The sequence below is a fragment of the Chryseobacterium soldanellicola genome (assembly GCF_900100115.1).
Lineage (GTDB): Bacteria > Bacteroidota > Bacteroidia > Flavobacteriales > Weeksellaceae > Chryseobacterium > Chryseobacterium soldanellicola.
The window spans coordinates 102678-126546 of sequence record NZ_FNKL01000001.1; the positions used below are offsets into that span (position 1 = coordinate 102678).

The 23869-nt window shown below is 36.1% G+C and carries 19 protein-coding genes; 6 read left to right on the plus strand and 13 right to left on the minus strand.

Translation table 11 applies throughout. From position 1 onward, the window contains the following. Positions 1–34 precede the first annotated feature (34 nt). The 5 genes from BLT04_RS00460 to BLT04_RS00480 all read right to left on the minus strand — a co-directional run bounded on the left by BLT04_RS00460 (position 35) and on the right by BLT04_RS00480 (position 5294). The gene (locus BLT04_RS00460; protein WP_089752601.1) at positions 35–1009 is read right to left on the minus strand and encodes an N-acetylornithine carbamoyltransferase; all 975 of its coding nucleotides are present in this window, start codon (positions 1007–1009) and stop codon (positions 35–37) included. A gap of 21 nt (positions 1010–1030) precedes the next feature. After that, entirely contained in the window at positions 1031–2170 is a 1140-nt protein-coding gene (locus tag BLT04_RS00465; RefSeq protein WP_089752603.1) for an aspartate aminotransferase family protein, read from the minus strand. 313 nt (positions 2171–2483) lie between these two features. After that, complete coding sequence (gene argC, locus BLT04_RS00470; protein WP_089752605.1) at positions 2484–3470, minus strand: N-acetyl-gamma-glutamyl-phosphate reductase; 987 nt, start codon at positions 3468–3470, stop codon at positions 2484–2486. A 59-nt stretch (positions 3471–3529) separates the two neighbouring features. After that, positions 3530–4723, minus strand: coding sequence for an argininosuccinate synthase (gene argG / locus BLT04_RS00475; protein WP_089752607.1), 1194 nt, complete (start codon positions 4721–4723; stop codon positions 3530–3532). Continuing rightward, positions 4695–5294: a GNAT family N-acetyltransferase gene (locus BLT04_RS00480; protein ID WP_089752609.1), complete on the minus strand. Its 600-nt coding sequence runs from the start codon at positions 5292–5294 to the stop codon at positions 4695–4697. The genes argG and BLT04_RS00480 overlap by 29 nt, the downstream gene beginning before the upstream one ends. A gap of 441 nt (positions 5295–5735) precedes the next feature. Here BLT04_RS00480 and acs point away from each other — a divergent pair, with 441 nt between their 5' ends. The 4 genes from acs (at position 5736) to nhaA (ending at position 11713) form a co-directional block, all read left to right on the plus strand. Next, positions 5736–7646, plus strand: coding sequence for an acetate--CoA ligase (acs, locus tag BLT04_RS00485; protein ID WP_089752610.1), 1911 nt, complete (start codon positions 5736–5738; stop codon positions 7644–7646). A gap of 200 nt (positions 7647–7846) precedes the next feature. Continuing rightward, positions 7847–8215 carry a hypothetical protein gene (locus tag BLT04_RS00490; protein WP_089752612.1) on the plus strand — a complete coding sequence of 123 codons (369 nt, stop codon included), beginning with the start codon at positions 7847–7849 and terminating at the stop codon, positions 8213–8215. A gap of 108 nt (positions 8216–8323) precedes the next feature. After that, positions 8324–10534, plus strand: a complete 2211-nt coding sequence (locus BLT04_RS00495) for a RelA/SpoT family protein (protein ID WP_089752615.1) — start codon at positions 8324–8326, stop codon at positions 10532–10534. 3 nt (positions 10535–10537) lie between these two features. Further along, the gene (gene nhaA / locus BLT04_RS00500) at positions 10538–11713 is read left to right on the plus strand and encodes a Na+/H+ antiporter NhaA (RefSeq protein ID WP_089752617.1); all 1176 of its coding nucleotides are present in this window, start codon (positions 10538–10540) and stop codon (positions 11711–11713) included. Here nhaA and BLT04_RS00505 read toward each other — a convergent pair. Next, positions 11710–12723 carry a YihY/virulence factor BrkB family protein gene (locus BLT04_RS00505; protein WP_089752620.1) on the minus strand — a complete coding sequence of 338 codons (1014 nt, stop codon included), beginning with the start codon at positions 12721–12723 and terminating at the stop codon, positions 11710–11712. The genes nhaA and BLT04_RS00505 overlap by 4 nt on opposite strands. Before the next feature lie 125 nt (positions 12724–12848). On the opposite strand from BLT04_RS00505, the gene BLT04_RS00510 reads away from it, so the two are divergent. Then, complete coding sequence (locus BLT04_RS00510; RefSeq protein WP_089752622.1) at positions 12849–13322, plus strand: 23S rRNA (pseudouridine(1915)-N(3))-methyltransferase RlmH; 474 nt, start codon at positions 12849–12851, stop codon at positions 13320–13322. Between the two features lie 52 nt (positions 13323–13374). Here BLT04_RS00510 and BLT04_RS00515 read toward each other — a convergent pair whose 3' ends face one another. From BLT04_RS00515 to secD, 6 genes are all read right to left on the minus strand, one after another. Then, a complete protein-coding gene (locus BLT04_RS00515; RefSeq protein WP_089752624.1) occupies positions 13375–13830 on the minus strand; it encodes a tRNA (cytidine(34)-2'-O)-methyltransferase in 456 nt (151 codons plus the stop codon). A gap of 143 nt (positions 13831–13973) precedes the next feature. Continuing rightward, entirely contained in the window at positions 13974–14792 is an 819-nt protein-coding gene (locus tag BLT04_RS00520; protein ID WP_089752626.1) for a tetratricopeptide repeat protein, read from the minus strand. Next, positions 14789–15355 carry a phosphatase PAP2 family protein gene (locus tag BLT04_RS00525; protein WP_089752628.1) on the minus strand — a complete coding sequence of 189 codons (567 nt, stop codon included), beginning with the start codon at positions 15353–15355 and terminating at the stop codon, positions 14789–14791. The genes BLT04_RS00520 and BLT04_RS00525 overlap by 4 nt, the downstream gene beginning before the upstream one ends. A 3-nt stretch (positions 15356–15358) precedes the next feature. Beyond that, positions 15359–15694: a Sec-independent protein translocase subunit TatA/TatB gene (locus BLT04_RS00530; RefSeq protein ID WP_089752630.1), complete on the minus strand. Its 336-nt coding sequence runs from the start codon at positions 15692–15694 to the stop codon at positions 15359–15361. Positions 15695–16143: 449 nt separating this feature from the next. After that, entirely contained in the window at positions 16144–17370 is a 1227-nt protein-coding gene (locus BLT04_RS00535; protein ID WP_089752632.1) for a TCR/Tet family MFS transporter, read from the minus strand. A 385-nt stretch (positions 17371–17755) separates the two neighbouring features. Beyond that, positions 17756–20668 (minus strand): protein translocase subunit SecD, encoded by a 2913-nt coding sequence (gene secD / locus BLT04_RS00540; RefSeq protein ID WP_089752633.1) that lies wholly within the window; start codon positions 20666–20668, stop codon positions 17756–17758. Positions 20669–20885: 217 nt separating this feature from the next. Here secD and BLT04_RS00545 point away from each other — a divergent pair, with 217 nt between their 5' ends. Next, positions 20886–22250, plus strand: coding sequence for a PQQ-dependent sugar dehydrogenase (locus tag BLT04_RS00545; protein WP_089752635.1), 1365 nt, complete (start codon positions 20886–20888; stop codon positions 22248–22250). A 156-nt stretch (positions 22251–22406) separates the two neighbouring features. On the opposite strand, the gene hemN is transcribed toward BLT04_RS00545, so the two are convergent. Continuing rightward, positions 22407–23765 (minus strand): oxygen-independent coproporphyrinogen III oxidase, encoded by a 1359-nt coding sequence (gene hemN, locus BLT04_RS00550; RefSeq protein WP_089754149.1) that lies wholly within the window; start codon positions 23763–23765, stop codon positions 22407–22409. Positions 23766–23869: the final 104 nt, after the last annotated feature.

A 23869-nucleotide genomic window follows, 5' to 3' on the forward strand; every position in this document is an offset into this window, starting at 1 on the left:
TTTAAAACCTTGACAAGGATTGAAGGAGTTTCCATTATTTAGAATTCAATTCATCTAAAATTTCAGAAAATATCGCCTGAGCCGAGAAAATTCGGTTTTTTGCCTGCTGATAAATGATGGAATTCTCACCATCCATTACTTCATCACTCAATTCCACGTTACGACGAACCGGAAGACAGTGCATTACCTTTGCCTGATTGGTATTTTCTAATTTTTCATTCGTCAGCATCCAGTTTTCTTTCACTTCAGGCATTGCAGCATAATCATCAAAGGACGACCAGTTTTTCACATAAATAAAATCGGCATCTTTCAACGCTTCATCCTGATTGTGAACTACTTTCACATCTTTTGTGAAATTTTTATCCAAGTCATAGCCTTCCGGATTTGCGATTACGAATTCAACACCCATTTCCTGCATCCATTCTGCGAAGGAATTTCCCACCGCATGAGCAATCGGTTTGATGTGAGGCGCCCAAGTCAGCACCACTTTTGGTTTACGCTGCACACTGAGCTTGTCGAAGTGCCAGTTTTCTGTAATTGTGATACAATCAGCCAAGCTTTGTAAAGGGTGACGTGTAGCAGATTCCAGAGAAATAACCGGAACTTTCGCATGTTGTTCGAACTGACTTAAAATGCTTTCGTTAACATCATCTTCCTTGCTTTTCATTCCTGCAAAACAACGAACTGCGATGATATCACAATATTGATTTAATACTTCAATCGCATCTTTGATATGCTCTACCGTATCACCGTTCATTATGGCTCCGTCAGCGAATTCCAGATTCCAGGCCTCTTGAGCTGCGTTTAACGTTAATACATTTAAGCCTAAATTTTGCGCCGCAATCTGACTGCTTAAACGCGTTCTCAAACTTGAATTTAAAAATACCAGTCCGATTGTTTTTCCTTTTCCTTTCCCGGTTTCCGAAAGAGGATTTTCTTTAATTTGTAATGCTTTTTGTATGATTTCCTGTAAGTTTTTAACATCGCTTACAGAGGTGAATTTTTTCATTTGAGAATTTTTGAATTGATTTTAAAGATTTTCTAAAACAGTTTTCAAAGCACCGATAAATAAATCGGTTTCTTCTTTTTTAATGTTAAGTGCCGGAAGAATCCTCAACACAGCCTTATCATTGGAGTTTCCTGTGAAAATATGATGATTGTACAACAGGCTGTTCCTCACCTCTGAACAATCTCTGTCGAGTTCAATCCCAATCATCAGGCCTTTCCTTCGAATCGTTTTAATATGTGGAAAATCTTTAATTTTATTTTCAATATACTCGCCCATTTTCTGAGCATTTTCGATGAGATTTTCATCTTTCATAACGTCTAAAACCGCAATTGCAGCGACACAAGCTAAGTGATTTCCTCCAAAAGTTGTTCCCAGCAAACCGTTGCTTGCCTGAAATTTAGGGTGAATTAAAACGCCACCGATTGGGAATCCATTCCCCATTCCTTTTGCGGTTGTGATGATATCAGCTTCAATTCCAAATTCCTGATGTGCAAAGAAATATCCGCTTCTTCCGTAACCTGACTGGACTTCATCCAAAATCAAAACAGCATTATGCTTTTGACATAGTTCTTTGATTTTAGTTAAAAATTCAACAGTTGGAATCATAATTCCGCCAACTCCCTGAATTCCTTCGATAATGACAGATGAAATTTCATTTCCTTGTTTTTCGAAAACTGCTTCCAACTGTTCGATATTATTCCATTCAGATTTGATGAATCTTTCGTCATAATTTACAGGAGCTACAATTTTTGGATTATCTGTCACAGAAACTGCTGCCGAAGTTCTTCCGTGAAACGAACCTGAGAAATACAACACTTTGCTTTTCCCATTGTGAAAAGAAGCCAATTTTAAAGCATTTTCGTTCGCCTCAGCTCCTGAATTACATAAAAATAAGTTGTAATCTTCCAAACCTGAAAGTTTTCCTAATTTTTCAGCCAGTTCAGTCTGCAATTCATTCTGAACCGAGTTTGAATAAAAAGATATTTTATCTAACTGGTTTTTTAATTGAGTTTGATAATGCGGATGGTTGTGCCCGATAGAAATTACTGCATGACCTCCGTAAAAATCAAGATATTTTTCTCCTTTATCGTCCCAAAGAAATGATCCCTGAGCTTTTATTGGATTTATGTTAAATAATGGATATACGTTGAATAAATTCATGTCTATTTATAAATGATAATTGATGTTTGATGAATTATTTACAACTTCATCTTTAAATTCTATAATTTCTTTTGCCTTGAAAAAAGAAACAAAAGTTCAAGACTGGAAACTTCCGCTAAAAAATATTTTTGTTCTCTAAAAATTCTAAAACTTGCGCGAAATCGACATTTGTTCTTCGATTCGACGTTTTTCTCGCGCTTCGAACAGTAGAATTTTCTTAACGTTCACAAAAATATTTTTCTTAACGCTCTATTTTCCTAGGTCGGATTTGATTCGAGTTTTTAATTCACGATTGACTTATTGACAATTGACATTAAAACGCCACAGGCTTCAAGTTCAATCCTGAATTCTCTTCCCAACCCATCGCAATATTCATATTTTGAATGGCCTGTCCGGAAGCTCCTTTCAACAAATTGTCAATCGCTGAGTGAATTACCGCAACATTTCCACTCTTTTCGATATGAATCACACAGCGATTTGTGTTGACAACCTGTTTTAAATCAATTGCTTTCTCACTTACCTTTACAAAAGACTCATCTGCATAAAAATCCTGATACAATTGATAAATATCTGAAAGTTCTACATCTGTTTTCACCGTTGAACTCGTAAAAATTCCTCTCGCAAAATCCCCTCTCCATGGAACAAAATTCAGACTGATTTCATTTGTATTAAAAGAAATTAATTGCTGTAAAATCTCATCTACATGTTGATGTGTCAAAGTTTTATATGCTGAAATATTATCGTTTCTCCAGGTAAAATGTGTCGTTGCCTGTAAAGACTGACCTGCACCTGTTGAACCCGTAATTCCCGTTGCGTACACCTCATTCAACAATCCTTTTTGAGCTAATGGAAGCAAGGCCAGTTGAATTGCCGTTGCAAAACATCCCGGATTTGCAACACTTTTTGCTCCTAAAAGTTGTTTTTTGTTGATTTCGGGTAAACCATAGATAAAATTTCTGTTTCCTAAATTACCATCTAAACGAAAATCATTTCCTAAATCGATCACTAACGTTTCATCTTTTACAGCATTTTGAATCAGCCAATTTTGACTTTCTTTGTGAGGAAGACATAAAAATAAAATATCAACATCTTCAGGCTGATCTGTTAAAATCATTTCACAAACCGTCGTTAAATCCGGGTACAAATCTGAAATTTTTGTCCCGGAATTTGAACGACTATATAAAAAACTCAATGACACATAGGGATGAAAAGCCAGCAGACGAACTAATTCGCTTCCTGTGTAACCGTTGGCACCGATGATTCCTGCTGTTTTTATTTCTTTTTGATTAATCTCAATCATTTTATTTTTTCCACAGGTTATACCTGTGGCTATTGTTATTGAACCCTTCGGGTTCTCTGTTAAAATCCAGAATTTATCTGATGATATATATTTAAGGAATTGCTCACGATTTTTGTGTAGCCTTTCACATCTTCACCTGTCCATGCTCTGTTGGCCTCACCGTAACTTCCGAATTTATCAGACATTAGATCATGTTTAGACTCAATTCCGTTTAAGATAAATCTGTATGGATGAAGGGTCACAAATACTTTTCCGCTTACCGTTTTTTGAGAATTACTTAAAAAAGATTCGATATTTCTCATCACAGGATCTAAGAAAAGCGCTTCGTGAAGCCAGTTTCCGTACCAATCGGATAACTGAGACTTCATCATCTGCTGGTATTTTGAAAGCGTATGTTTTTCCAATAAATGGTGTGCTTTGATGATAACAGATGCCGCTGCCGCTTCGAAACCGACTCTTCCTTTAATTCCGACAATCGTATCACCAACGTGGATATCACGACCTATTCCGTACGCAGAAGCCAATTCTTCAATTTTCTGAATGGCATAGACTGAATGTTCAAAATTTTCACCATTTACACCCACAACCTCTCCATTTTTAAACTCAATTTCCAGTTCTGAAGGCTTAGTTTCTTTAATTTGTGATGGAAAAGCTTCTTCAGGAAGATAATTTCTGGAAGTCAACGTTTCTTTTCCACCAACTGAAGTTCCCCAAAGTCCTTTATTGACAGAATATTGTGCTTTCTGGAATTCCATTTCGTAACCGTGGTTTTTCAAAAATTCAATTTCTTCTTCACGAGATAAAGATAAATCACGTATAGGTGTAATAATCTCTACATTTGGGCACATTACCTGAAAAATTAAATCAAAACGAACTTGGTCGTTTCCTGCGCCTGTACTTCCGTGAGCAATGGCATCAGCTCCAATTTCAATGGCATATTTTGCAATTTCCTGCGCCTGAATGGTACGTTCAGCACTTACAGACAAGGGGTACGTATTGTTTTTCAACACATTTCCAAAGATCAAATATTTTACGCAAGAATTGTAATAATCTTCCTGAGCATCAACGCACCTGTATTCTTTTACCCCGAGATTAAAGGCTTTTTTTTCCAGTTCTTTTTCCTCTTCTTTAGAAAAACCTCCGGTATTTACAGTGATTGCATATACCTCATATCCAAGTGTTTCATTCAAATATTTGGCACAGTAAGAGGTATCTAAACCTCCGCTAAATGCTAAGATTACTTTCTTGCTCATTTTGATATTGATTTTCGGGTTGAATACTTACAACACCATTTACTTTATTATTATCAGGAACGAAAAGCATTGCTGTACAAAGGCAATTCTTACGTTCTTTTTTCATTAAAATTTCATAATTCACACAGTTTCTGCAACCGTTCCAGAATTCTTCATCCTGTGTTAATTCAGAATAAATTACCGGTTTATACCCTAAATCACTGTTGATTTTCATGACGGCAAGACCAGTCGTCAATCCAAAAACTTTTGCAGTCGGATATTTATTTCTGGACAGTTGGAAAACTTTGTTTTTGATTAAAGTTGCAGCACCTCTTTCCCTGAATTTTGGAGAAACGATCAATCCTGAGTTGGCCACAAACTGACCATGCGACCAGGTTTCTATATAACAGAAGCCCACCCATTCTCCGTTTTCAGTGGCAACAACAGCGTTACCCTCTGAAATTTTTCTGCTTAAATATTCTACGGAACGTTTTGCGATCCCCGTTCCTCTCCGTTGTGCAGAATCATACATTTCCTGCTGTATTTCACTCACATACATCAAATGTTCGCATGAGGAAACTTGTATTTCCATTTATTTATCTGAATTTTTTGGCAAATTTAAATTAAAACAACTTTAAAAACCAAATAAAAAAGATATTTTTTTTGTTTAATCAGGATAAACAGGTAAAATTATCTTAATTACATTTCCATCCTATCTCCTTTCAAATTTTAATTTTAAAATCTATAACCCTTTAGAAATAAACAAATTAAATAGTAAAAAATTAAAAGTCATTTTATTCAATAATAAAAAAATAAAACCGGAAGTAGTTTAAATGAATATTAAAATAATTTACTCTTATAAATTAAATTTAGTTTACATTAAATCCCATTCAGAAATAAATAAATTATCTGTTTAATATCAAAAGACAAGATAAATTATTGGAGAAAAGTTTAGAAAAAAATTGAGGATTGCAGGGCTTAATTCACAAATTAAACATAAATTTAAATTCAAATTTCAAAAAAGCGAAAGGATATGAGAAATTATCTAATAGAAGATCTGCCACATTATTTTGAGGAATATAAAAAGTCTATAAAAAATCCTAAAAAATTCTGGGACAAGATTGCTGATCAAAACTTCGTGTGGTATCAAAGATGGAGCAAGGTTGTAAAATACGACATGAATGAGGCCAAAATCACATGGTTTAAAAACGCAAAATTAAACATCACTAAAAATTGTTTAGACAGACATCTTTCCGTAAGAGGCGAAAAAACCGCAATTATCTGGGAACCAAATGATCCAAAAGAAAAAGCACAACATATTTCCTATAACGAATTATACGCCCGTGTTAACAAAACTGCGAATATTTTACGTGAAATGGGCATCGAAAAAGGCGACAGAGTATGTATTTACCTTCCCATGATTCCGGAGTTGGCGATAACGATGCTGGCCTGTGCAAAATTGGGCGCCGTTCATTCTGTTATTTTTGCCGGATTTTCCGCTTCTGCCGTTTCTTCAAGAGTCAATGACTGTGGCGCAAAAATGATCATCACATCAGACGGAAGTTATCGGGGGAACAAGGTTTTAGATTTAAAAAGCATTGTTGATGAAGCCGTTGAAAAAACACCAACCGTAGAAAGCATTTTGGTCGTCAAAAGAACCCACAACGAGATTAAAATGAAGGAAGGAAGAGATTTTTGGATGGCAGATTTATACGAAAAAGCTTCTCCGGATTTCGTGACCGTAATTATGGATGCGGAAGATCCTCTTTTTATCTTATATACTTCAGGTTCTACTGGAAAACCAAAGGGAATGCTCCACACTTCCGCGGGATACATGGTTTACACGGCTTATACTTTTAAAAATGTATTTAATTATCAGGAAAATGATATTTATTGGTGTACCGCAGACATCGGCTGGATTACAGGACATTCTTACATCCTTTACGGACCACTTTTAAATGGTGCAACAACCGTAATTTTTGAAGGTGTCCCGACTTATCCCGAGCCAGACAGATTCTGGGAAGTTATTGAAAAACATAAAATTACACAATTCTATACTGCACCAACAGCAATTCGTTCGTTAGCAAAAGAAAGTGCAGAATGGGTTGATAAACATGATTTAAGTTCGTTAAAAGTGATCGGATCTGTCGGTGAACCTATTAACGAGGAAGCCTGGCATTGGTTCAACGACCATGTTGGAAAGAAAAAATGCCCAATTGTTGATACCTGGTGGCAGACTGAAACGGGAGGAATCATGATTTCTCCGCTTCCTTTTGTCACCCCGACAAAACCGACTTACGCTACTCTACCTTTACCCGGAATCCAGCCTGTTTTAATGGATGATAAACGTAATGAAATCACCGGAAATCAGGTTACAGGAAATCTCTGCATCCGTTTTCCATGGCCGGGAATTGCCAGAACGATTTGGGGCGATCATCAAAGATATAAAGAAACTTATTTTTCAGCTTTTCCTGGGAAATATTTCACGGGCGACGGCGCGTTGAGAGATGAAGTCGGATATTACAGAATTACGGGTCGTGTGGACGATGTGATCATTGTTTCCGGGCATAACCTAGGAACTGCCCCGATTGAAGACAGCATCAACGAACATCCTGCTGTAGCGGAATCCGCGATTGTTGGCTATCCTCATGATATTAAAGGAAATGCGCTTTACGGTTTTGTTATTTTAAAGGAAACAGGAGAAAGCCGGCAGAAAGAAAACCTTAAAAAAGAGATCAACCAATTGATTTCTGATCAGATTGGTCCGATTGCAAAACTGGATAAAATTCAGTTTGTTTCAGGGCTTCCGAAAACGCGTTCCGGGAAAATTATGCGTAGAATTTTAAGAAAAATTGCGGAAGGAGATTTTAGCAACTTTGGTGACATCACGACTTTACTGAATCCTGAAATTGTAGAGGAAATTAAAAATGAAAGAATAGATTAATATTAAAATAAAGCTTAAAGAAGTCTAGCTAAAACTTAAATCTCACATACAGAAACTTAAACGCCCGTTCAATAGATATCCTCAAATATTTTAACATAATTCTATAGATAAAACAACTATATGTTAATTTTATTAAAAATAATTTAACATATATGAAATTTTATTAGTATCTTTAAAGTACAAATTTAAAACTATTGCTTATGTCAAATATATTAGCTGGATTATTTGAACACCGCAGCGATTACAAGAAACTCGAAACTGATCTCGAAAGCTCAGGTTTCGGAAATTCAGATTACATTGTATATCTTAATGACACAACTCATAACGGATCTCAGTATCTGGCGAGCGTTGTTGTAAAAGATAACGGACAGATAGATGATGCAAAAACTATTTTTACTCAAAATTCTGTTCTAAAAACGTACTTATTCGAAAATATGGGAATTGAACAGGCCCATTACAATAATTTAAAAAAATATATTGATGCCAGAAGCAAAGCCGAAATCCATAATAGTCCGGATGTTAAAATCAAAGCTTCCAGCAATGGCATTGACTCAGAAGTTAAATTCTAAAAATTAAAATCTAATAACCGAAAATCCGCAGAACCTTCTGCGGATTTTTTTGTGTTTGAAAAGTGCGAAAAAATTCGTATTTTCGTCTAAATATAGGCTTTCACACAAATGAGTTACGACTTAGAACAAGAAAACAAAGAAATCTTAGCAAGATATAAAGATCTGATTTCTAACACATACAGGACTTTGGATGAGGAAAACAATAAGCTTATCCGAAAGGCATTTGATATCGCATTAGATGCCCACAAAGACCAAAGAAGAAAATCAGGCGAACCATACATCTACCATCCCATCGCTGTCGCAAAAATTGTTGCCACAGAAATCGGTTTGGGAGCAACTTCTATTGCCTGTGCGCTTTTACATGATGTAATCGAAGATTCAGACTATACTTATGAAGATCTAAAAAAGATTTTTGGCGGAAAAATTGCTGACATCGTTAATGGATTGACGAAAATATCCATTATGAATCATCAGAATATTTCCGTACAATCCGAAAACTACAGAAAACTTCTGCTGACGCTTTCTGAGGATTTCAGAGTTATTCTGATCAAAATTGCAGACCGTCTTCACAATATGCGGACGCTGGAAAGCATGGCTCCCGATAAACAGAAGAAAATCGCTTCTGAAACGGTTTACATTTATTCTCCGATGGCGCACCGTTTGGGTTTATACAACATTAAATCTGAGCTTGAAGATCTTTCATTAAAATATAATAATCCGGAAGTTTACAACGAGATCACGGAAAAATTGGAATTAGCCAAAGAAAATCGTGAACGTTATATTGAGGAATTTAAAAAAGAGGTTTCTGAGAGATTAAAAGAAGAAGGTTTAAATTTCACCATAAAAGGCCGTGCAAAAGCAATTTCTTCGATTTACAGAAAAATGCTCAAGCAAGGCGTTTCTTTTGAAGAAGTTTTTGACAATTACGCGATCAGGATTATTTATAAATCTGATGCTAAAAACGAAAAATTCCTTGCCTGGAAAATCTACTCTATTGTAACGGATGTTTATCACAGCAACCCTTCAAGGATGCGAGACTGGATCACCCAACCACGTTCTACGGGCTACGAAAGCTTGCATTTAACGGTTCTTGGGCCTGACCGAAAATGGATTGAAGTTCAGATCCGTTCCGAAAGAATGGATGAAATTGCCGAAAAAGGCGTTGCCGCCCATTACAAATACAAGGAAGGCTACAAACAGACCAATGAAGACCGAAATTTTGAGAATTGGGTAGCAGAAATCCGCGATGTTCTTGAGCAGCAGCAAGATCTTTCTACTACCGAACTTTTGGATAATATTAAGCTAAACCTTTATTCAAAAGAAGTTTTTGTATTCACTCCTAAAGGTGAGATTAAAATTTTACCGACCAACGCCACGGCTTTGGATTTTGCATTTGCCGTTCACTCCGACCTGGGAATGAAATGTTTAGGCGCAAAAATCAATGGAAAATTGGTTCCGATTTCCTATACTTTACAAAATGGAGATCAGGTCGATATTCTTTCCTCACAAAACCAGAAACCAAAATCAGACTGGCTGGAATTTGTCGTTACTTCAAAAGCTAAATCTAAGATTAAGAGTTATTTAAACTCACAAAAAAATCAAATCGTAGAAGAAGGAAAGGAAATTCTGCAACGAAAACTTCGTCACGCCAAAATCAATTTTAATGATGAAGAAGTTAATAAGCTTCAGAAATTCTTTAATCTAAAAAGCTCACAGGAACTGTTTTTGAAATTCCAGACTAATGAATTGGATGCAAGCAGCTTAAGAAAATATATCGAAAGTAAAAATGTATTTAATAATTTACTTTCAAGATTCAGAAAATCTCCTGCAAAAAATCAACACTACGAAGAGCCGAAAGAGCAAAATCTCGACATGATCGTCTTCGGAAAAGATGAAGAAAGACTGAATTACAGCTATGCAAAGTGTTGTACGGTAATTCCTGGAGATAAAATTTTTGGTTTTATTACCATTTCAGACGGCATCAAAGTACACAGCGACAACTGTCCGAATGCGATTAATCTTAGGGCCCAATACGATTACAGGGTGATTCCTGCAAAATGGGTAAATGCTGAAAGCTTTAAAAACAGAGTGAAAATTGAGATCGAAGGGCTTGACAGAATGGGAATGATCAATGATATTACTACTGTGATCAGCGGCGCCATGGGAATGGATATGAAAAGTATGTCTATTGAATCAAACGATGGAATTTTTACAGGAAATATAAATCTTGAAGTAAAAAACAAAGGCCAATTAGAAGAAACGTTTAAAAAATTAAAGGATATTAACGGAGTTTCAAGAGTGAGACGATTACAATCCTAAAGCATGAATTTAAGCCTATATTTTAAAAGATTTTTCAACAGCAGCCAGTCATCAGGAATTATACTTATTTTTTGTGTAATTATCTCGTTGTTAATTGCAAACTCATCTGCCGGTGAAGGTTTTCAGAAATTATTAGATACAGAAATCGGCGTTCATCTTTTTCATTTCAAATATCCTGTAAGCATTTGGATCAATGACGGATTGATGGCTATTTTCTTTCTTTTGGTAGGTCTTGAAATCAAACGGGAGATGGTTGAAGGCGAGCTTTCTTCTTTTAAAAATGCGTCTCTTCCGATTTTTGCAGCTATCGGCGGAATGTTGGTTCCGGCGGTGATATATTCAATCTTCAATATCGGCACAAAATATGGTAATGGCTGGGGAATTCCGATGGCGACGGATATTGCTTTTTCACTGGCAATTATTTCCATGTTGGGAAAGAGAATTCCGAATTCAATTAAAATTTTTCTTGCAGCATTGGCAATTGTAGATGATTTGGGAGCCATTTTGGTAATTGCAATATTTTACACTGAACAGATTCATTGGATGTATTTATTACTATCTTTTGGAACAACCGTTTTATTATTTTTATTAAATTATTTAAAAGTAACTAAAATTATTTTCTATATTATTCCAGGATTGTTTTTGTGGTATTTTCTGCATCATTCCGGGATTCATGCGACGATTGCAGGTGTTTTACTGGCATTTTCGATTCCGACGAATGCTTCCCATGTAGAAATTTCACCTTTGGAAAAATTAGAACATAAACTCCATTTTCCTGTAAGCTTTTTAATTATGCCGATATTTGCATTAACCAATACAAATATTGCCTTCAATAGCGGAATGATTGCCGGCTTAACAAGCGCTTTAGGCCTGGGAATTATCGGAGGCCTGATTTTGGGGAAATTAATCGGAATTAACTTATTTTCTTTTATAGCCATTAAAGCAAAACTCAGTTCGCTCCCACAAAACAGCTCGTGGTCTCAGATGTTGGGCGTTGGTTTTCTGGCAGGAATCGGTTTTACAATGTCGATTTTCATTGCATTACTTTCATTCAGAGGAGAAATTGAAATTCAGGATGAAGCTAAATTTGCGATTTTAATTGCTTCTTTTATTGCGGCAGTCTTAGGATTTTTAATCTTAAAATTAAGCTCTAAAAAAAATCAGATCGAAGAAGATTAATCCTTTTTCTCAATATCAAAGGGTCTCTTGTGGTCTTCATCACTTTCTAAATTAGGCTCTGTATTTAAAGCCTGATAATAGGTGGCGCCTTTTTTAAGCTCATCAGACAGGAGTTTTTCTATCCGTAATTTTCTGATCGCCATATTCAGCTCATTTCCGAAAAGGAGGAGATAAACGTTTACATTTACCCAAACCATCAATAAAATCATGCTTCCGATGGACCCGTACAAAACGTTGTAGCGGGCAATATCTTTCACATAAATGGCAAAAAAATACGTTGTCACCACAAATAAAACAGTCGTCAGAATGGCACCCGGAACTGCCTGTCTGAATCTCATAATTTTCACGGTTCCCAACCAGTAAAATAAGGTCAGCAAAATGAAATAAAAGACTGGAAAAGAAACAAATCCGATGATTTTTGAAAGGTTTTTTGACAGCCAGGTTACGTCATAATTTGGGGTAAATAATTTCAGCACCACTTCCGAATAATAAACCCCGAAAAGCGTCATAATTACAATGGTTATAAAGCCGATTGTGATAAAAAATGAAAGAATAAATTCCTTTACATCAGTCAGTTTTTCTTCTGAATTTTCATTAAATCCGTTAATTAAAGAAAAAGTTCCGTTGGTTGCGAAAATCAAAGCCAGGACAATCGTTAAATTACTGATTCCCTTCATATTGGGAATGATATTGTGTTCGATATATCCCCGAACATCGGTTTCCATATTGGAAGGAAAAACATTATGAATCAAAACCTCGAAAATATAGAACTGAAGCTTATCATAATGTGGCATATATGGTAAAACAGAAAGCAAAAACAACAAAAACGGGAATAAGCTTATCGTAAAGCTCCACGAAATAGAAGCAGCCTTTCTCCCAATTTTGCCTTTAAAAATTCCTGAAATATAAATCTGGAACATCTGCCAAAGCGATATTCCTAAAACGGGAATATGTATATCGTCAAAAAACTCTTGAATTTTCAAGATAAATCTGGGAACTTTTATTGCCATGCTCAAATGCTGTGACTACAAAAATACTGTTTTTTATATTTAAAATTATACTTAAAACGTCCTTTATTATGTCGTTTTTTAATTTATGAATATCTTTGAGGCTTCAATTATTTTAAAGACAAAAAATGCAGATTAATTTGCTTTGTATCGGTAAAACAGACGATAAGGAAATCAATTCTTTAATCAATTATTATCTTAAACGTCTCCCAAAACACTGGAATTTCGAGATTATAGAAATTCCGGACATTAAAAATGCCAAAAATATTTCTTCTGATCTTTTAAAGAAAGAAGAAGCAAAATTATTTTCAAATCATATCGATAAAAATGACCTTGTTGTGATTCTCGACGAAAAAGGAAAACAATTTACCAGCCGTGAGTTTTCACAAAAAATTGACAGCTGGATGAATTCTTCTGTGAAAAAAATTCATGTTTTAATTGGGGGAGCTTATGGTTTTTCAGAAGAGATTTACAGCAGAGCCAATGAAAAAATGTCGTTATCTAAAATGACATTCACCCATCAGATGATCCGGTTGTTTATTGTGGAGCAATTGTATCGTGCAGATCAGATTCTGCAGGGAAAGCCTTATCATAACGATTAAACGAGATTTCAGATGATAGATTTCAGATATCAGACTTGGGATTTTTAATTATTTAAACTTTTAAACCAATCTGTCTTTTTGCTTCACCAACCACAAAAGCTACAGAATTTGCAATATTAAAGCTTCGGATTAAATTTGACATCGGGATCGTTAAATGATTATCAAAACGAGATAAAACGTCTTTGCTTAAACCAACACTTTCTTTCCCGAAAACCAACCAGTCACCATCCTGAAAATCAGTCTCTAAATATGATTTTTCAGCATGTGAGCTCATCAAAAAAACACGGGATTGATCAGGAATCTGTTGAATCCATTCATCAACATTTTCATATTCCGAGACATCAAGATGAACCCAATAATCCAGGCCGGAACGTTTCAGGTTTTTATCATTAATTATAAATCCAAAGGGATGAATAAGGTGTAATTTACTTTCAGTGCCTACACATAACCGTCCGATATTTCCAGTGTTATTCGGTATTTCAGGCTCTACAAGAACAATATTTAACATGTATATTTTTTATGGCTTCAAAAATAGGTAAAACTGAGGATTTTAACCCATTTAATCTTTAGATAAAGGCTTTCATTATCATTTAAAATAAATAAAAAAGTACCCAAAAGGATACTTTTAAGTTTTATATTAAAGTTGATTTATTATTTTACAGCAGTCGTACATTTAGCATATAAATCTACCAAAAGACCTTTTTCATAGCCTAATGTAACGGCTTTATTGAGATTATCGCAGGCTTCTTTTGGTTTCGCGGAATCAAATAAAATCAGTGATTTTGTAACGTAAGACTGGGCAAATTTGGGATCGATTGAAATGGCTTTATTTACATCCGTCAGAGCTTCTTTTGATTTTTTCATTTTAAAATAAACATCGGCTCTTCCGTTGTACAAAAGAGATTCCGGTTTTTCTGAAATAAGCTGGTTGTAATCTTTCAATGCGCCTTCCAGATCACCATTATTTTTCTTAAGATTAGCTAAACCTGTTCTTGCATAAATATTTTCAGGCGCAAAACTTAGAATTTGATTTAAATCTTTTACAGCCAGTTCTTTTTTACCCTGACTGTCATAAATTTTAGAACGGGTTAAATAAAGATTTGCATTTTCCGGCTCGATCTGAAGACCTTTATCAACGTATTCCAGTGCTTTTACCTTGCTTCCTTTCTGACTGTGCAAGGACGCCAGATTTTCATATACCAAAGCCGATAAAGGGTTTGCTTTTAATGCTGATTCATAAGATTTGAAGGCTGAAGCTGTCTTTCCTAATCTTCTTTGAGATGTTCCCAGATTATTGTAATATTCCGATTGAAATTTCTGGATCTGTTCTTTTTCCGCTAGCTTTGAATATTGCTCTTCTGCACATTTGTAATCGGCTTTTTTAAAGCATTCGTCTGCCATGGCTTTGTTCTGCGCGTAAAGATTTAATGATGTGATAGCAAAAGCTAAGAGAAGTAAATGATTTTTCATGAAGTTATAGTTTGTTTATTGATTACTTTTTTTGCGAGTGCACCAAAAATCACTCCCAATAAAGTACCAACAAACGCCCCCACCAAAATATCTATCGGGAAATGCACTCCTAAATAAATGCGGCTGTAAGCAACTACTGCAGCCCACACAAATATAGCATAAGGAATCCATTTAATTTTATTTTTTAATAAAATACTTAGATATGTAGCTAAAAAGAAGGTATTAGAAGCATGTGCCGAGTAAAAGCCGAATTGCCCGCCACATTTTACAATTCTCATGTGATGTTCCAAAGCCGGGTCATGACAAGGTCTTAACCTTGCAACGCCATATTTAAAAACGCCCGCCAGCTGATCGGAAACAAGAACGCCTAACGCAATGAATATCAGTATAAAAACTAAAGATCTTAGTTTATAATTTTTGTATAGAAAGTAACATAAAATAATATACAGCGGGACCCAGATCCAGGTGCTTGAAATCAACATCCAAAACTGGTCGAAGGAAGAATTTCCCAAATTATTGAGAAACAAAAACACCTTTTTATCTTCCTGAATGATCTCCTCCATCGGTTATCTGCTTACAGGGCCTTCGTAAGTCTCATCTTCTGAAGGCTTTACAACCGGAAGCTCATTAGAAGATGTCGGCTCCGTTAAAGCATCTTTCTGAATGTCATTTAAGGGATTAAAATCTTTCGCGGCATCTTTTACTTTCTCAATTTCACGCTTGATTTCCGAAACGGGGTTGTCTGTTTCTTTCATGATCTCAGTTTTGATATCCTCCACTGCACCACGCATTTTTCTAACGCCTGCCCCTAAGTCACGCGCTATCTGAGGAAGTTTATCCGGTCCGAATAATACAACGATTGCCACTGCAATCAATGCCATTTCTCCAATGCTTAATTCCATGATGTAAAATTACGAAAGATTATACATATGTAATGCAGTTATGTAATATTTTAAACAAATTTTAAGATTTACACATTAAGTTCTGAGCTTTGAATCATGCATTTTAGTTTGTGTATGTTAAAATTCTTTTAATTATTTATTATGAAATAAAAAATTAACAAATAGTTAATTCACATCGGAAGGATTTATAGGCCAATTTTAGTTACATTTAATTAATATTATTTCCATAAATACTAAATTCTTTCAACGAAGCAGGGAACCGAAGCTCGATTCCCTGTTTTATTTTGAATAATTATTTTTAGTAATAATGCTTTAACACAAAGTTGACAAAGATTTTTTACTAACTGCTTTAAGTTATACAAATCAGAGATTCATCGATAAATGTATTTAGATAAAGGCGTTTTACTTAAAAAGAACAACAAGTTTTCTCTAATTAAATAGTTTTTAAATCAAATCTTGTTTTTAATTCCTTTCTTAAAATTAAAATAAGTAATAACCACACTGACTGCCATTAAAATAAATGCCAAAAAGAACGGCGCTCCTGAAAATTTAAACGGAGCATCATCGTGCGTGAAGAAATAGAATAAATTCGTCATCATCGGAGGTCCGATAATAGAAGTTGCGCTCATTAAACTCGTTAAAGCGCCCTGCAATTCACCCTGCTCATTTGACGGAACACTTTTTGTGATCACCGATTGAAGAGCCGGTCCGCAAATCCCTCCCAAACAATAAGGAACGAGGAACGCGAACATCATCCAGCCTTCAGTTGCAAAAGCAAATAACAGCATTCCGATTGCGTACAATGCCAATCCGTAATAGATACTTTTTTGTTCGCCTAATTTCGGGGTCGTCCATCTGATAAGAACTCCCTGAACCAATCCTACCAATAATCCTACCACTCCAAGGGAAATCCCGACCATTCTTTCCGTCCAGCTGAATTTGTACATGGTAAAAAAGCTCCAGTTGCTTTGAACGGCGTGTCCCGCGATATAAATTAGAATTAAAGAAACAATTAATCCTGAAATTTCCGGATGCTTTCCTAAAAATTTAAATGAACCGACGGGATTTGCACGCTTCCAGTCGAATTCCCTTCTTTTATCTTTATCTAAACTTTCAGGAAGAATAAAATATCCGTAAAGGAAATTGAGCAAACATAATCCAGCTGCTGCATAAAAAGGAACTCTGGCTCCGTAATGTCCTAAAAGCCCGCCCAAAACAGGCCCAATAATGAAACCCAATCCGAAAGCGGCACCAATTAACCCAAAATTCTTGGCTCTGTCTTCATCCGTAGAAATATCAGCAATGTAGGCACTTGCTGTTGTGACGCTGGCTCCCGTTATTCCTGCAATAATTCTTCCCAAAAAAAGCCACCAGATTGTGGGTGCCAAAGCCAGGAAAATATAATCAATCGCAAAACCGAAAAGTGAGATCAAAATAATAGGCCTGCGTCCATATTTATCGCTCAAATTCCCAACAACGGGGGAGAAAATAAACTGTATAAATGCATACGCAAAACCTAGCCAGCCACCATATTTTGCGGCTTCACTAATATCTGCGTGGATAAGTTCCTCAATCAGTTTCGGAACCACAGGAATAATGATACCCCATCCTGTAATGTCAATCAGTAACGTAATAAATATGAAGCCAATGGCCGCTTTTTTCCTCGAGTTTTCCATAACGGTGCAAAAATAACGAAATAAGAAAAAATAATGATTCTAAATTATAGTATTGTTGATGGTTTTTAGTTGATGGTTAATAGTTTACATTATACTGTTTTTATTTTGAATTGAGATCCTTCGACTGCTTCGCGCTCAGGATGACAAAGATTGTGGATACTTTCAAATGTTGAAATAAACGACCGCAACCTAGCCCTGATTGTAACGACATCCTTTTTGGTTGCGGGCGGAGCGAAGCGGAGGCCGTAACCAAAAAGATACAGTGGAAAGCAGGAATAGCTTCAAATAAAAATTTAATATAATATTAACCACCAAAAATCAGCACTATGCATAAAAAAAGCCTTTCAAAATTGAAAGACTTTTTTCTTATTTATTGTAGTATAAATTATTTTGAAGCAAGTACTTCTTTTTCTGAAGTCGTTTTACCGTGTACTTCTCCTTCTTTCCCTGTTTTAAGGAAGTCGTAGGCGATTGCCGACGCGATGAAGATTGATGAATACGTACCGAATCCTATACCGATTAACATCGCAAACATAAATCCTCTCAGGTTATCTCCACCAAAAATGAAGATCGCCAAGATCACAAGGATCGTCGTAAATGAAGTGTTGAATGTTCTACCCAAAGTACTGGAAATAGAGTCATCAAACAATCCTGCTAATGTTAAAGATTTCTTTTCTCTTAAGTATTCTCTGATTCTGTCAAAGATAATTACCGTATCATTTATCGAGTAACCTAGTACTGTCAAGATCGCGGCAACGAAATCCTGATTGATCTCCATGTTGAACGGCATGAATTTATGGAGCAATGAATACGCCCCCAAAATGATAATCGCATCATGGAATAGCGCCGCAACAGCTCCCAAAGAGAATTGCCATTTTCTAAATCTTATCAAAATATAGATGAAAATACCCGCTAAAGCCGCTACAACAGCAAGAATACCGTGAGTTTTGATATCATCTGCAACCGTAGGTCCTACTTTTTCAGAAGAAATGATTCCCGCATGCTCTTTATCAGCAGCTTTGAAATCATGCAATGTAGTATTTGCCGGTAAGTTTGCTTTTAAGCCTTCGTATAGTTTTTGCTCAACAGTCTGGTCAGCTTTTAAAGATTCGTCTTCGATAAGATAATCTGTAGAGATTTTCAGCTGCTTGTCATTTCCGAAAGTTTTAGCTTCAACAGAAGAGTTTTTACCGTCTTCGGTTTTGAATATTGTTGTTAATTTCCCTTCGATATCTTCAGCATTAACCGCTTTATCAAATCTTACCACATAGTTTCTACCTCCTGTAAAATCGATCCCGTATTTGAATCCGTGGATTGCAATCGAGCCGATACATACTAAAGTTAAGATCCCAGAGAAGATATATGCATATTTTCTTTTTCCAATGAAGTCGATCCACGTATTTCTGAATAAGTTTTTTGTAGGAGCCGTCCAAACGGAAAGTTTTTTTCCTTTATTTAATCTTGAGAAGATCATTACTCTTGAAAGCAATACCGAAGTAAATAAAGTCATTGCGATACCGATCATTAAGGTTAAAGCAAATCCTTTGATAGGTCCTGTTCCGAAGAAGAACAATACAACCGCCGTAAGGAAAGTCGTAGAGTGACCATCGATAATTGCATTTAAAGCGTGTTTGAAACCGTCTTTATAGGCTTCAAGGATACCTTTTCCTGCGAATAATTCTTCTTTTGTTCTTTCGTAAATAATTACGTTTGTATCTACCGCCATCGCCATTGTCAGTACAATACCCGCGATACCAGGAAGCGTCAACGTAAAGTCTCCGGAATCCATAATTCCGAAAATATAGAATAAGTTGATGATCATTGCAATTACAGCGTACACTCCTGCGCCACCGTAATAGAAAATGATATAAACGATAATAATCAAGAATGCAATAGCAAATGAAATAACCCCTGCATTGATAGATTCCTGTCCTAATGAAGGTCCTACAACAGTAGCCTGAACCACTTTTGCACCTGCAGGCAATTTACCGGCACCTAAAACGTCTACCAATTCTTTAGCTTCTTCCTGAGAGAAGTTACCGGAGATCTGGGTTCTACCGTTAGGAATGGCATTTACAACATTCGGAGCCGTATAAACTCTTCCGTCCAATGTTACCGCAACCGGTTTACCAACGTTTCTCTCGGTTAAGATTTTCCATTCTTTAGCACCTTTAGAATCCATCTGCATGTCTACTACTACTCTGCTCAGCTCGTCATAGCTGATATTGGCAGTTTCAACAGCACCGTCTACAGGAGCTTTTTGGTTGACATTACCTTTGATTGCGTACAATACCAAGCTTTCAGCATCGGTAGCTTCAGGCTTGTAACCCCAAAGGAACTGTGTATATTTAATGTTTGACGGACGTAAAGACTGAGCAATTTTGCTGTTCAAAATCTTGTTTACAGCAGCAGTATCAGATAATTTTACACTTCCGACAGAGCTTGGGCTTCCGGATTTGCCACCTTGTAGCATTGCTATAAGATTTGTATTTTTTGCAACTCCCATAGAATCACCTTTAGCAGCAATTACTGTAGATAATGTCTGGAAATAGGGATAAATCTCAGGAGACTGCTGTACTTCCCAAAACTGAAGCTTTGCTGAAGTCTGAAGCATTTTTTTCACCTTATCGATGTCTTTCATACCCGGCATTTCAACAGAAATTCTTGCTGTACCCGGTACTCTCTGCACGTTCGGCTGGATAGCTCCCAATTTGTCAATTCTGGTTCTGATTACCTCAAAGGCAGTACCTACAGAAGCATCAATCTTTCTTTTCACAATGCTCTTTACCTGCTCATCAGAAGTATTGTACTTGATCTCAGTAAGCGTTGTTGTTCCAAACAATTCAGGGTCAGCAAGCTTAAGGTTGGTACCTTTCGCTTTGTTGATCGCCTCGAACTGATCGAAGAAATTGTCGATATAAGCTTTTGTAGAATTCTTCTGAACTTCATCAGTCTTGTTTAAAGCCTCAATAAGAACAGGATTCGTAGAATAATTGGTAAGATCGTTTACCAAATCTCTTTGGTTGATCTCCAATAGAACGTTGATCCCTCCTTTTAAGTCAAGACCAAGCTTCATTTCCTTGTCTTTGGCTTTAGAGTAATAAAGTTTTGTGAATCCTAGATTCAAAGTATCCTTAGAAAGTCTTGCGATTTCTTTCTGATACTTTTCCGGATTGTCTCCTGCAACAGCAGTTGCCTGCCTTTCAATTTTGCTGGCGTACCATGTTGGTAATAGCTCGTTTAAGCAAATTAACCCTAGTACAATAGCAACAATTGTAATAAGTCCTTTTCCTTGCATTTTGATATAACTACGTTAAATTAAGTCGGCAAATATAATCATTTTTTAATATTTTATGAATTTTTAACAACAGAAATGCTTTATTTTCAGATATTTTGATATTCTCATTTATATTAAATATTTATTACTATTTCTTTATTATTTTAATCGATTTTTCATTTTGATTGGTATGAAATTTTCATTCTAACTATTTCAACACACTAAATATCAAAATATTATGAAAAAACTACTATTTTCATGGAGCATTATTTGTTCCTTAATCCTTAATGCACAAAGCATTAATTTACAAGAATTTGCCACGGGATTCACGGCCCCGGTCGAGATTACCAATGCCAATGACACCAGATTGTTTGTCGTTCAGCAGAATGGAATCATCAAAATCGTACAGCCCAACGGAACGGTTAATGCCACGAATTTCTTAAACATCAGCTCTAAAATCCTTTACGGAGGTGAAAGAGGTCTCCTTGGTTTAGCTTTTCATCCGCAATACTCAACAAATGGGTATTTTTTTGTGTATTACAACAATACAGCCGGCAATATTATCGTCGCCAGATACACCGTAAGTTCGGATGCAAACGTCGCAGATCCCAATTCCGAAAAGATTTTATTTAATATTCCCAAACCATTCGACAATCACAATGGCGGAAGTATCCATTTTGCACCCGACGGAATGTTATGGATCGTGACCGGAGACGGCGGAAGCGGTGGAGATCCCAACAATAATGCACAAAATAAAAATGCTTTTTTAGGAAAAATGCTTCGTGTAGATGTAAATACTACGGCAGCTTATGCAATTCCTTCTGACAATCCTTTTGTTGGAGCAGTCGACGGACTGGATGAAATCTGGTCGTACGGATTGAGAAATGCATGGAAATTTTCATTTGATCTTACGACAGGAAATGCCATGATAGCAGACGTCGGTCAGGGACAGATTGAGGAAATCAACAGAATGCCCATCACCCAAGCCGGAATCAACTACGGATGGCGTTGCTACGAAGGAAATAATGCCTACAACACCGCAGGATGCGCAAGTTCTTCTACGATGACTTTCCCGATCGCAGTTTATGATCATTCAGGAGGAAAATGCTCGATAACAGGAGGTTATGTCTACAGAGGCAATGTTTATCCGGCTTTACAGGGAAAATATTTCTTTGCAGATTATTGTTCGACACAAATCGGAATATTAAATTCGGATAATTCAATTACCTGGACACCAGCTTTTTCCGGAAATAATTTCTCTACTTTCGGACAGGATTCTCAGAAAGAATTGTATGTAGCCGCCGTAAACAACGGAAAAGTTTATAAAGTCACCACAGGAACTTTGGCTACAGGGGAAATTGCTAATTTAAATCAGATTAAAATTCATCCTAATCCTGCTTCCGGTAAAGTTTTTGTTGAAGGCTTAAAAGATAAAAACATCACCGCCGAAATCATCAGCGCAGAAGGCCGAAAAGTATTGGAAAATGCAGCCATCAACAACGACAACAGTATTAATATTTCAGGAATTCCTGCCGGAGTTTATTATTTAATTTTAAAATCAGGTGAACTAAAATCTTACAGTCAGAAACTGATTATTAAGTAGCTTTAGGCGATCAGCAGAAGGCAGTAAGCTTTAATTATAACGCGGGGAGTCCCGAAGGGACGACTTAATCGAGAATTGGATAAAATCCAATTAAACTAATAAAATTTATATTTTAATTATAAATAAAAAAGCGATTCAGATTGAATCGCTTTTCTTTTATATTGTCATTGAGAATATCCTTGTTTCAGGTTTGTTTCTCATCATTCTTAAATCGAAAACCATGGCGACATTTCTTGTAAATGCTCTTCCTTTTTCGGTAATTTTAATTTGATTGTCATTAATTTCAACCAGATGATCATTTTCCATTTCTTTCAGCATTTCAAAAGCATTTTCCAGTTCAGGAAAAGAATTCTGGGAATCAAAAGTTGTTTCCAGCTGACACATTAAATTTAAAATATGTCTTCTTACAATTAAATCTTCTTCATTCAAAATATGTCCTTTCACAACAGGAATTTCGCCTTCTTCAACTATTTTCTGATACTCTTCCACTGTTTTCACATTTTGTGCGAAGGCATACCATGAATCTGAAATAGCAGACATTCCAAGACCCACCATCAATTGCGTATTGCTTGAGGTGTAGCCCATAAAATTTCTGTGTAATTTTTTATGAATTAAAGATTGATACAAATCGTCATGTTCCAAGGAAAAGTGGTCCATTCCTACTTCGATGTATCCTAAATCTTCCAATAATTTTTTCCCGTCTTCATACAGGCGGCGTTTTTCTTCTCCACTTGGCAGGTCATTTTCATCGAAACCTCTTTGTCCGACACCTTTCACCCATGGAACGTGAGCGTAAGAATAAAACGCCAAACGGTCCGGCTTCAATTCCATTGTTTTACGAATAGTGTGTTCCATCGCTTCCCAACTTTGATGCGGAAGTCCGAAAACCAAATCATGGCTGATTCCTCTGTAACCGATCTCTCTCGCCCATTCCGTCACTTCCTTCACCTTTTCAAAAGGCTGGATTCTGTTGATTGCTTTCTGAACTTTAGGATCATAATCCTGCACGCCAAAACTCACTCTTCTGAATCCTAAATTATATAAAGTCTGAAGATGATCTTTTGATGTATTATTCGGATGTCCTTCAAAAGAAAATTCGGGATGCTCGGCAATTTCAACGGTCTCAAAAATACCTTCCAGTAAAGTTTTTAAATTAGCAGGAGAGAAAAAAGTAGGCGTTCCTCCACCTAAATGAAGTTCTTTTAATTTTGGCTTTTCATTAAAAAGTTCAAGATAAAGCTTCCATTCTTTTAAAACGCTTTCCAAGTAAGGTATTTCTACGCTGTGCTGTTTCGTAATACGCTTATGGCAAGCACAAAACGTACATAAAGCCTCACAAAAAGGCAGGTGAATATAAATAGAAATTCCTTCCTTCGAATTACTTTCATTGAAAGTTCTAATCACGCTGTCCTTCCATTTTTCGGGCGAAAAAGTACTCTCGTCCCAATAAGGAACGGTAGGATAAGACGTGTAACGAGGTCCGGGAATATTATATTTATCTATTAAAGAATTCATTAAAATTTTAAATTTATAAGAAAATTCTACAGTGAATTTCACAATGCAAAATTAACTATAACTTCTGAATTTTAAATCATGAATTATAGTAGGCTTTATCTATC

What these genes read in the sequence shown, in the direction of transcription:
- BLT04_RS00460 (WP_089752601.1), bottom strand. Translation starts at nt 1,009, where the DNA reads ATGAAAAAATTCACCTCTGTAAGCGATGTTAAAAACTTACAGGAAATC.
- BLT04_RS00465 (WP_089752603.1), bottom strand. Translation starts at nt 2,170, where the DNA reads ATGAATTTATTCAACGTATATCCATTATTTAACATAAATCCAATAAAA.
- argC (WP_089752605.1), bottom strand. Translation starts at nt 3,470, where the DNA reads ATGATTGAGATTAATCAAAAAGAAATAAAAACAGCAGGAATCATCGGT.
- argG (WP_089752607.1), bottom strand. Translation starts at nt 4,723, where the DNA reads ATGAGCAAGAAAGTAATCTTAGCATTTAGCGGAGGTTTAGATACCTCT.
- BLT04_RS00480 (WP_089752609.1), bottom strand. Translation starts at nt 5,294, where the DNA reads ATGGAAATACAAGTTTCCTCATGCGAACATTTGATGTATGTGAGTGAA.
- acs (WP_089752610.1), top strand. Translation starts at nt 5,736, where the DNA reads ATGAGAAATTATCTAATAGAAGATCTGCCACATTATTTTGAGGAATAT.
- BLT04_RS00490 (WP_089752612.1), top strand. Translation starts at nt 7,847, where the DNA reads ATGTCAAATATATTAGCTGGATTATTTGAACACCGCAGCGATTACAAG.
- BLT04_RS00495 (WP_089752615.1), top strand. Translation starts at nt 8,324, where the DNA reads ATGAGTTACGACTTAGAACAAGAAAACAAAGAAATCTTAGCAAGATAT.
- nhaA (WP_089752617.1), top strand. Translation starts at nt 10,538, where the DNA reads ATGAATTTAAGCCTATATTTTAAAAGATTTTTCAACAGCAGCCAGTCA.
- BLT04_RS00505 (WP_089752620.1), bottom strand. Translation starts at nt 12,723, where the DNA reads ATGGCAATAAAAGTTCCCAGATTTATCTTGAAAATTCAAGAGTTTTTT.
- BLT04_RS00510 (WP_089752622.1), top strand. Translation starts at nt 12,849, where the DNA reads ATGCAGATTAATTTGCTTTGTATCGGTAAAACAGACGATAAGGAAATC.
- BLT04_RS00515 (WP_089752624.1), bottom strand. Translation starts at nt 13,830, where the DNA reads ATGTTAAATATTGTTCTTGTAGAGCCTGAAATACCGAATAACACTGGA.
- BLT04_RS00520 (WP_089752626.1), bottom strand. Translation starts at nt 14,792, where the DNA reads ATGAAAAATCATTTACTTCTCTTAGCTTTTGCTATCACATCATTAAAT.
- BLT04_RS00525 (WP_089752628.1), bottom strand. Translation starts at nt 15,355, where the DNA reads ATGGAGGAGATCATTCAGGAAGATAAAAAGGTGTTTTTGTTTCTCAAT.
- BLT04_RS00530 (WP_089752630.1), bottom strand. Translation starts at nt 15,694, where the DNA reads ATGGAATTAAGCATTGGAGAAATGGCATTGATTGCAGTGGCAATCGTT.
- BLT04_RS00535 (WP_089752632.1), bottom strand. Translation starts at nt 17,370, where the DNA reads ATGGAAAACTCGAGGAAAAAAGCGGCCATTGGCTTCATATTTATTACG.
- secD (WP_089752633.1), bottom strand. Translation starts at nt 20,668, where the DNA reads ATGCAAGGAAAAGGACTTATTACAATTGTTGCTATTGTACTAGGGTTA.
- BLT04_RS00545 (WP_089752635.1), top strand. Translation starts at nt 20,886, where the DNA reads ATGAAAAAACTACTATTTTCATGGAGCATTATTTGTTCCTTAATCCTT.
- hemN (WP_089754149.1), bottom strand. Translation starts at nt 23,765, where the DNA reads ATGAATTCTTTAATAGATAAATATAATATTCCCGGACCTCGTTACACG.